At 43.4% G+C, this 8,435-nt stretch carries 4 protein-coding genes; 1 reads left to right on the top strand and 3 read right to left on the bottom strand.

What is annotated here, in order from left to right; all coding sequences use genetic code 11:
• Positions 1–290: 290 nt before the first annotated feature.
• The 3 genes from NWP22_RS10530 to NWP22_RS10520 form a co-directional block, all read right to left on the bottom strand.
• Entirely contained in the window at positions 291–914 is a 624-nt protein-coding gene (locus tag NWP22_RS10530; RefSeq protein ID WP_271733506.1) for an exopolysaccharide biosynthesis protein, read from the bottom strand.
• 79 nt (positions 915–993) lie between these two features.
• The gene (gene murQ, locus NWP22_RS10525) at positions 994–1,920 is read right to left on the bottom strand and encodes an N-acetylmuramic acid 6-phosphate etherase (RefSeq protein ID WP_271733507.1); all 927 of its coding nucleotides are present in this window, start codon (positions 1,918–1,920) and stop codon (positions 994–996) included.
• A gap of 150 nt (positions 1,921–2,070) precedes the next feature.
• Positions 2,071–2,508 (bottom strand): DUF3110 domain-containing protein, encoded by a 438-nt coding sequence (locus NWP22_RS10520; protein ID WP_271733508.1) that lies wholly within the window; start codon positions 2,506–2,508, stop codon positions 2,071–2,073.
• A 261-nt stretch (positions 2,509–2,769) separates the two neighbouring features.
• Here NWP22_RS10520 and NWP22_RS10515 point away from each other — a divergent pair, with 261 nt between their 5' ends.
• Positions 2,770–8,331, top strand: a complete 5,562-nt coding sequence (locus tag NWP22_RS10515; protein ID WP_271733510.1) for a translocation/assembly module TamB domain-containing protein — start codon at positions 2,770–2,772, stop codon at positions 8,329–8,331.
• The last annotated feature ends 104 nt before the right edge of the window (positions 8,332–8,435 follow it).

Here is an 8,435-nt window from a genome sequence, read left to right as displayed (position 1 = left end):
GGTTCTTCAGTACCTAATATGCTAAATTGTTTTGATAAAATCCGAAAAGGCTTACCGTATAAGGGAAATAATGTTGGTTATTGAAGAAAATGCCTGAATATTCCTTCTTAATCTCTGTTCGGTGTGTTCCCTGTTCCCTGTTCCCTCGAACCAGTTGTTAAATTAGCATAACAAGTACGATAGAGCCATTTTTTTGACCAATTTAACCGTTAATGCAGAAGGAAGTTATGGCAGTATTATATACATTCATTCGTCCGATCTCATAGGACTTTAGTAATATTTTTCCTGTTTTAACGGCCCAGCCAAGTTTTAACTAAGTCCAGAAGACTAGAACCACCCCAAATTAGAGCGATCAAAATTGAAATAGTCAAAATTGCGCCGAAAAGACACATGATTAAACCACCTAAGGTAATTGCTCCGTCATCTTCGAGCAAACCAAAGCTAGTGACAAAAACTCCCATCGCTGGGAGAGTATTGGTTCCCGGAACCGGAATCATCATGGAAATTGCCATCAAGGCGATCGCACTACCAATAGTGATTTTACCTGGTAGAGTGGTACAAATATAAGTCAAACGCGGACGGGAGATGGATTCAATCCTTTGGAGCCAAGGATTTCCTGCTTGTAAAAATTTCTGGACTGTTGTTAGTTTTATGGGGTAATTCATCATTTTGGGGGGTAACCAGGGGATTTTCGCCCCTATAATTAGCTGTACAGCCAGCAAAAAAATCAGGATACCGAAAGGAATGGAGTAACCAGGCGCAGGAACGGGTAAAGCCGAAGGAAGGGACAGAATCACCAGTAAAAACCCAAAAACTCGCTCTTTGGCTAGGAGCAGAATTTCTGCCAAGGTCACTTCAGGGGATTGGTGATCATCAAAAAAGTAGCGTTGTAACTCTTGGGATAGTCTAGCCATAGATGAGCAAATCTGAGTGAATTTGAATCAAATAAATCAAATAGATGGAGGTACTTTCGGCAAAAACAGTGAGAATCTCTCAATGTTGTTTGTGATTGTTGTAACTAGTAACAGCCAGCCTGAGATTACCTTGGTGTTGTGCGAGTAAGCGATCGCCAGCCTCCTTTTCCAAACCAGTCCAGTGCATGAGTAACGCTAGCTTAACCCACTTCCCACTACGTTCGAGTAAAAAACCGGCAGCTTCGCGACTTAAACCTGTTAAGTCTTGTAACATTCGTAGAGCGCGATCGCGTAACTTGTGGTTAGTTACTGCCACATCCACCATGCGATTACCATAAACTTTACCCAGCTTCACCATCACCCCAGTAGATAGGATATTTAAGGCTAACTTTGTCGCGGTACCAGCCTTTAAACGAGTTGAACCAGCCAGGATTTCCGGACCAGTTAATAAGCGAATATCAACATCAGCATCAATGCGCACCTGTTCTGTAGGTACACAAGCCATGAAAATGGTGCGAGAACCACGTTGACGGGCTGCATTGAGCGCTCCATGAACAAAAGGAGTAGTTCCCCCCGCAGTAATACCCACTACTACATCTAGTTGAGTCACCTGTCGTTGAGCAATAGCCGCCTCACCATCTTCGCTACGGTCTTCTAAATCTTCAGAACTGCGCACCAATGCACCAGCACCACCGGCAATAATACCCTGTACCAATTCTGGGGGGGTACAAAAAGTAGGTGGACATTCAGCAGCATCTAACACACCTAACCTGCCACTAGTTCCTGCCCCCACATAAAATAAACGTCCTCCCTGACTCAAACGTTCTGCGGTTAAATCAATAGCTTGAGCTAATTGAACTTGAGCAGCCGCCACTGCCGCCAGGGCCTTTTCATCTTCCCGATTAAACAAATCCACCAACTCAATAGAATTAAGCTGGTCTAAGTTAAGACTATGAGGATTTACCTGCTCAGTTAATAGATAGCTGCGTTCCTGTAAATTTGACATGGCCGACATCTTGTATAAATTGTATTAAAGCCTTTTTCAGTCTCATGAAGTACACACCAATTCCCTGTTCCCTCAAACTAAAAAAAATTGTACCTCACGAGCATGGGAAATGCTATATTGAAACCTTTCTTCCCCCATTCCCCAATTAACTCACAATAATCCTTCTAATTGACGACGGATTTTTTCTAGTTCAGAATCAGACATTTCTGGTGCTGCTGGTGGGACTTGCTGAGAACGGTAGTCCTCACTAGCATCCGACAGTTGCCAGTCAGTATGATCCAAGTTAATTTCTGGGGGTATGATTAAATCACTGTTAGCCGGAATAATTTCCCATTCATAACCAGCACTTTCACAAAAATCCTTAATTTCCTCAGCATCGAGCATTTCCACCGTCGGGGTAGGGAAATCCTGAGCTTCCAGTAATAAAGCAAAGCGCAGAGCATCATCTTCTGACTCAAACATCAAAATTTTATTGCGTACACCTCGGGAATGGGACGCGGAAGCATCAGCCACCCGAATTGAGTGAATGCCTTCATTTTCGGTGTTAACATTGAAAATTAATACAAAAACACGCATGGGCGTAATCATCTATCTTGTGTTTAGGAATCTACCTAATATTATTAAAGGTTTCAGCGGTGCATCTGAAAAACAGACAGCTATAAGATTAAATTTATTCAGATTGTTGATATGGGGGGGTGCCAATCCCATTCCCCAAATCAAAAATAGGTTTTGTATCCTGGAAGAGGCGATGGCTAACACCACGCCCCCAATGATAAGAATTTATTTCATTAGTCACCGGGTACATCCAGCCAATGGCTAAGGCCATGCTCCCCTATCAGCAAAACCATAATGAGTAAATCTCCCCATCAAAATGATCATTCCCATTCATCCCCTCACAAGAAACGCCACAAGACTCACCCCAGGCGTTTGTGGTTGGGCGCTTGGAGTCGCGGTAGCATTGTCCTGAGCGGACTGTTGCTAGTGCCAATGACCTTGTTAGCAGGGGGTGGTATATGGCGGTTGCAGCATTTCCTCCACAAAGAATTAACACCCCTAGCCGCAACCAGCATCACCAACACACTCAACCGTCCAGTCAACTTGGGAGAAGTTACAGGTTTTTCCTTGACAGGGTTACAATTTGGTGCATCTAGCATCCCTCCTACACCCACAGACCCAGACCAAGCTGTAGTGGATGCTGTGGAAGTGGGTTTTAACCCGTGGCAATTAATTTTTCAGCGTCAACTTCAGCTAGATGTCACCCTAGTTAACCCCAATATTTACATTGAACAAGATGATCAAGGGCGCTGGATTACTACTAAAATTTCGCCGCCTCGTCAAGCAGGTTTGATTAAAACTGATTTAGACAAACTCCGGTTTCGCAATGGCCAGTTGGTATTGAAACCCCAACCGGCAGATGATCAAGTCCAAGATCAGACTGAGAAATTTTCTATTACTCCTGTAGGATTTTCACAAATTAATGGCACTGCCCAACTCTTAGAAAAAAACCAACTGATTAAGTTTCAACTTAGGGGTGAAGCGGATAGTGGGGGGAGTGTTGCTATTCAAGGAGAGGTGATTCCCCAAACATTAGCATCTAAATTACAACTGCGCTCGCAAGATTTATCCGCAGATCAAATTACCGACCTGATCAAATTACCTTTTGACTTACAAACAGGTAAAGTTAATGGCAACTTGCAGATTCAACTCACCCCAGACCAGCCCCAGCGTGGCATCCCAGGGAAGCTAGTCTTAGACGGCTCCGCCCACTTGCAAGGGGTAACAATGCAAATTGCCAAGACACCGCAACCTTTTCTAAATACCCAAGGACTCATCCGCTTCCAAGGGAGGCAGATAAAACTAGATAATGTTGCTGGTAACTACAGCAAAATTCCTCTAGTAGCTACAGGAATCATTGACCTGGATACAGGCTTTAAATTAACAGGGCGTGTCAATACTGTCAGTGTGTCCCATGCTCAAGAAAGTCTCAACATCAAAGTGCCAGTAGATGTAAGGGGACAGTTACAAGCTGACTTGCAACTAGTTGGCCCCATAACTAAACCAGTCCTCTCAGGGTCAGTATCTACTGCCAAAACCGCCCTTGATAAAATAGATTTTAATTATATTACTACTAAATTTGAATTTATTCCACATAATAATTTATTTAGCTTGAGAAATATTCAGGCAGAACCCGCAGTTGGTGGAAAAATAAAGGGATTTGGCGAAATTACATTAGGAGCAACACCCCAATTAGATTTTAATTTTGCAGCTGAGAATATTTCCGGGGATGCGATTGCGCTTCGCGCTGCACCGGAGGTAATGGCACAACTTTATGAAACAATACTACCCTCTAAGAAAACATTATTTCTTGGTACTGTTTCCGCCACAGCCCAATTGAGTGGTGCTGCTGATAATGTGCAAACTCTAGTGAAATGGCGAGCCAATGAAGCCACCTATCCTGCGAGCGGTGAAACCATTCTCGCCCCAGATGGTACTGTCGCCTTTCGCAATGTACTCTTAAATGTGGCTGGTGGTATGGTGCGAGGTTCTGGTAATTTTGCCAATGGGGTTTGGCGAGGGGATATGCAAGCGGCCAGTGTCGGCTTGAAACCTTTTGTAGATCAAAATCAACTGCAAAATATCTCTTTGACCGGCGCAGCGTTTAATGGTCGTGTGATCCTCGAAGGCAGGGTAGAACCATTTCAAATTGCCACCATTCGCACCGAGGATGCCAGAATTAACATTGCTGGAGGCACAATTGCAGTTTCCGATGTCCAGTTGCAAAACCAAGAGTTTTCCGCTCAACTAGTTGCTAATGGTGTGAGACTAGCGGACATCTTCAAAGAATCTCCCCCGTCCTTGGATGGCTCCTTGGCGGGTAAGTTTCAAATAGTAGGTAACACAGAGAACTTTGCACTCAATAGTTTAAGTGGCACTGGTGAGGGACGGCTGAGTCTCCCCGGTGCCACTATAACAGCTTCTAAGATTCAATTAGCTAACGGTTTATATCAAGCAAAACTGCAAACTACTAATCTGCCTTTGCAACAGTTGCTAGCAGTACCATCTAAATTCCAGGGAGGGTTAACTGGTCAATTAAATGTAGCCGGGTCTGTTTATTCCTTTGGACTAGCAACTATTCAGGCACAGGGTGAAGGACAGTTAAATGTTGCAGGGGGTAAGATTAGGGCTGCTAATATCCAAGTAGCTAACGGTGGCTATCAGGTGCAATTTGATGCGGCAGGGGTGGAATTAAATCGGTTCAATCACCAGTTCCGCGGTGATTTGGCTGGTAAGTTCGAGGTGTCAGGTATCTTGGGGTCTACAACTTTAGCTGATGTGCGCGGGTCGGGACAAGTGGAATTGTCTCGCGGTATCCCTGCTATTGAAAGACCTTTGAGTGCCGCAGTAACTTGGAATGGTGAAAAGCTGGCTATTCAAGAAGCTACTGCTACTGGGTTAAATATCAGTGGTGATATATTTACTAATGCTCAAATCCCTGGTATACCGAAAATTACTGACTTAAATCTCCAAGTCCAGGCGCATAATTATAACCTAGAACATTTACCCATGAGTCTGCCTAATCAATTGGCTGTGGCGGGAAATCTGGATTTTAAAGGACAAATCACTGGGAATTTACCTTTACCTAATGTGACAGGAAAGGTGGGTTTACGAGATTTGGTTGTACAAAATGTCGCTTTTGAACCTTTGTTAACTGGAAATATTCAGTCAGCTAGGGGTGGCGGTTTGAGTTTAGATTTGACGGGAAATAGAGATAGGATTGCCTTAAGCTTAGATGCTCAAAATCGCCCCCAACGGTTTTTAGTTAAGCGGGAACAGTCCTTAGCTACAGGTGAAGCACAAGGAGATGATTTGGCTGTTAAGGTGGCTAACTTTCCTTTAGACATTTTAAATTTGAGACCATCGCCAAATCTGCGCCTAGGTCCTGGTACGGTGAGGGGGGTGTTGACTGGGGATTTACTTCTGAATCAACAGACTTTGACAGCTAGAGGGAATTTAGCAGTGGTATCTCCACAAGTTGGCTGGATTAAGGGCGATCGACTAGGGTTGGAATTCCGCTATGGTGATGGTGAAGCTACAGTGATCAGCAGCGAACTGGTCAAAGGCCAGAGTCGTTATGCTATGCAGGGCAATTTTGCTCAAACTCCCCAAGGTCCCCAACTCCAAGGTAAGTTGAATGTCACCCAGGGTGATATTCAAGATGTGCTCACGGTAGCGAAAATATTGGAATTACCAGATTTACAAGGGGGTGCTGTTATCCCCTCTACCTATGGTACGGCTAGAGATTTGACAACTCAACACAGGGGATTAAGTCAAACGACTCCTTTATTAAACCAACTGGAACACTTTGATAAAATCGATTCCGAGTTGACAGCACAAGCTGAAGAACGCCTCAAATCTAGTCCTATACCAGATTTGGCTGATTTAAAAGGAATTTTTGAGGGGGAGATGGCTTTAGATACTACCAACCCCGGGGGTTTATCAGTAGAATTTAATTTGAAGGGTGAAAATTTTACCTGGGGTAAAAAAGCAACCAGTCGTTTTTATAGTTTTGACAACATCATTGCCCAAGGTAATTTCCAAAATGGTATTTTGCAATTAAGACCATTACGAATTTCTGTAGACAATAGCCTTTTGTCTTTTACAGGTAATATTGGAGGTGATGATCAATCAGGTCAATTACGGGTGAGGAATTTTCCGGTACAGTTAGTAAATAATTTCCTCAAGCTCCCAATAATTGGTGTTTCAGGTAATCTCAATGGTAGTGCTGCGTTAGCCGGGAGCATTGCTAATCCTCAAACCAAAGGGGATTTGGAAGTTACAGAAGGAACATTAAATGGGGTTTCGGTGGAGTCAGCTAGAGCCAGTTTCAGTTATGCTGATGGACGCTTCAACTTTGGCAGCACTGTTTCTATTGTGGAAAGCCAGCCAATTAATATTACTGCCAGTATCCCCTATCAGTTACCTTTTGCCTCAGTCTTACCAGATAACAATCAAATTAGTCTGGATGTTCAGGTGAGAAATGAGGGATTAGCAATATTAAACCTGTTGACTAATCAGGCGGTGTTTGAAGGGGGCGAGGGAGACGTAGATATTGCAGTGCGCGGTACTCTTGAAAAGCCAATAGTAAATGGTATTGCTTCTGTAAAGAATGCTACTTTTGCCTCTGATTTACTACCGGAAAAAGTCAAAGGTGTTACCGGAAAAGTACTGTTTGATTTTGACCGCATTTTAGTAGAAAACCTCGAAGGTCAGTTCAGCCGAGGTAAAGTCGTAGCATCCGGAGAAATTCCCATTTTCAACAATGCACAACCGAATTTGGAGAATCCCCTGACTGTTAATATTGGTGAGTTAGTTTTGAATCTGGATGGCTTGTACCAAGGAGGTGCTAGTGGCAATTTACAGATTACTGGTTCGGCTCTCAACCCGGAAATTGGCGGTCAAGTGAATCTATTCAACGGTGAGGTTTTATTAGCTGCTGCTAACCCACCAGATGCTAAAAATAGTAAAGCTGCAAAAGCTTCTACCCGGAAATGGTCATCCTCTCTCCAAGAACCTACTCTCAGTCCAGGGGTTATATTTAATAATTTAGCTCTGGAACTCGGTAAAAATGTCGCAATTATTAATCCACCTCTTCTGAGCTTTACGGCTTCAGGTGACTTAACGGTGAACGGTTCCTTTACTAAACCAATACCCGATGGGACTATTAGGTTAGAAGAAGGTCAGGTGAATTTGTTTACTACACAGTTTAACCTGGCTCGTGGTTACCAACATACAGCCACCTTTAGAGGTAGTCAACCCCTTGACCCAGAATTAGATGTGAGGTTAGTCACTAAGGTACTAGACCTAGTTCAGAGTAGTGATTTCACACGCCCTAATGGTTTGGGGTTAGCAGCTTTAGAGAGTGTTCAAGTTGAGGCCAATGTCCAAGGTTTTGCCAGTCAATTAAATGAAGTCCTGGAACTGACAAGCAGCCCATCGCGATCGCAAACTGAAATTGTCGCTTTGTTGGGGGGTGGGTCGATCAGTGGTCAGGGAGGTAGAGATACTACTTTAGGCCTGATTAATATTGCCGGATCTGCGGTATTTAGCAATTTGCAGTCAGCTTTTAACGAGCTTGGTAGTGCTTTTGGCTTAACTGAACTGCGTATATTTCCGACTATTCTTTCTCAGAATCCCGAAGCCGGAAGAAACAATTCTACCTTGGAATTGGCAGCAGAGGCTGGTATTGACATTTCTCCTAAGGTTTCTGTTTCCAATATTAAAATTTTGACCGCCAAAGATCCTTCACAGTGGGGTATAAACTATCGAATTAGTAACCAATTTCGTCTACGTGCTTCCACTAATTTAGAGGATGACAGTCGTGCTGTAGTGGAGTTTCAAACGCGATTTTGAACTGACTCCAAGGGGAAAAAAAGAAAAAATTGTGAAAAATTTAGTGTTAATTTATACGATTTGTCCTGGGGATAGTTGTTATACTCATATTTAGGTTCTACCTG

Origin of the sequence: Anabaenopsis tanganyikae CS-531, assembly GCF_029891675.1 — a bacterium.
Classification (GTDB): domain Bacteria; phylum Cyanobacteriota; class Cyanobacteriia; order Cyanobacteriales; family Nostocaceae; genus Anabaenopsis; species Anabaenopsis arnoldii.
The sequence above is the reverse complement of the archived record's forward strand: the minus strand, read 5'-3'. Positions and strand labels throughout refer to the sequence as shown.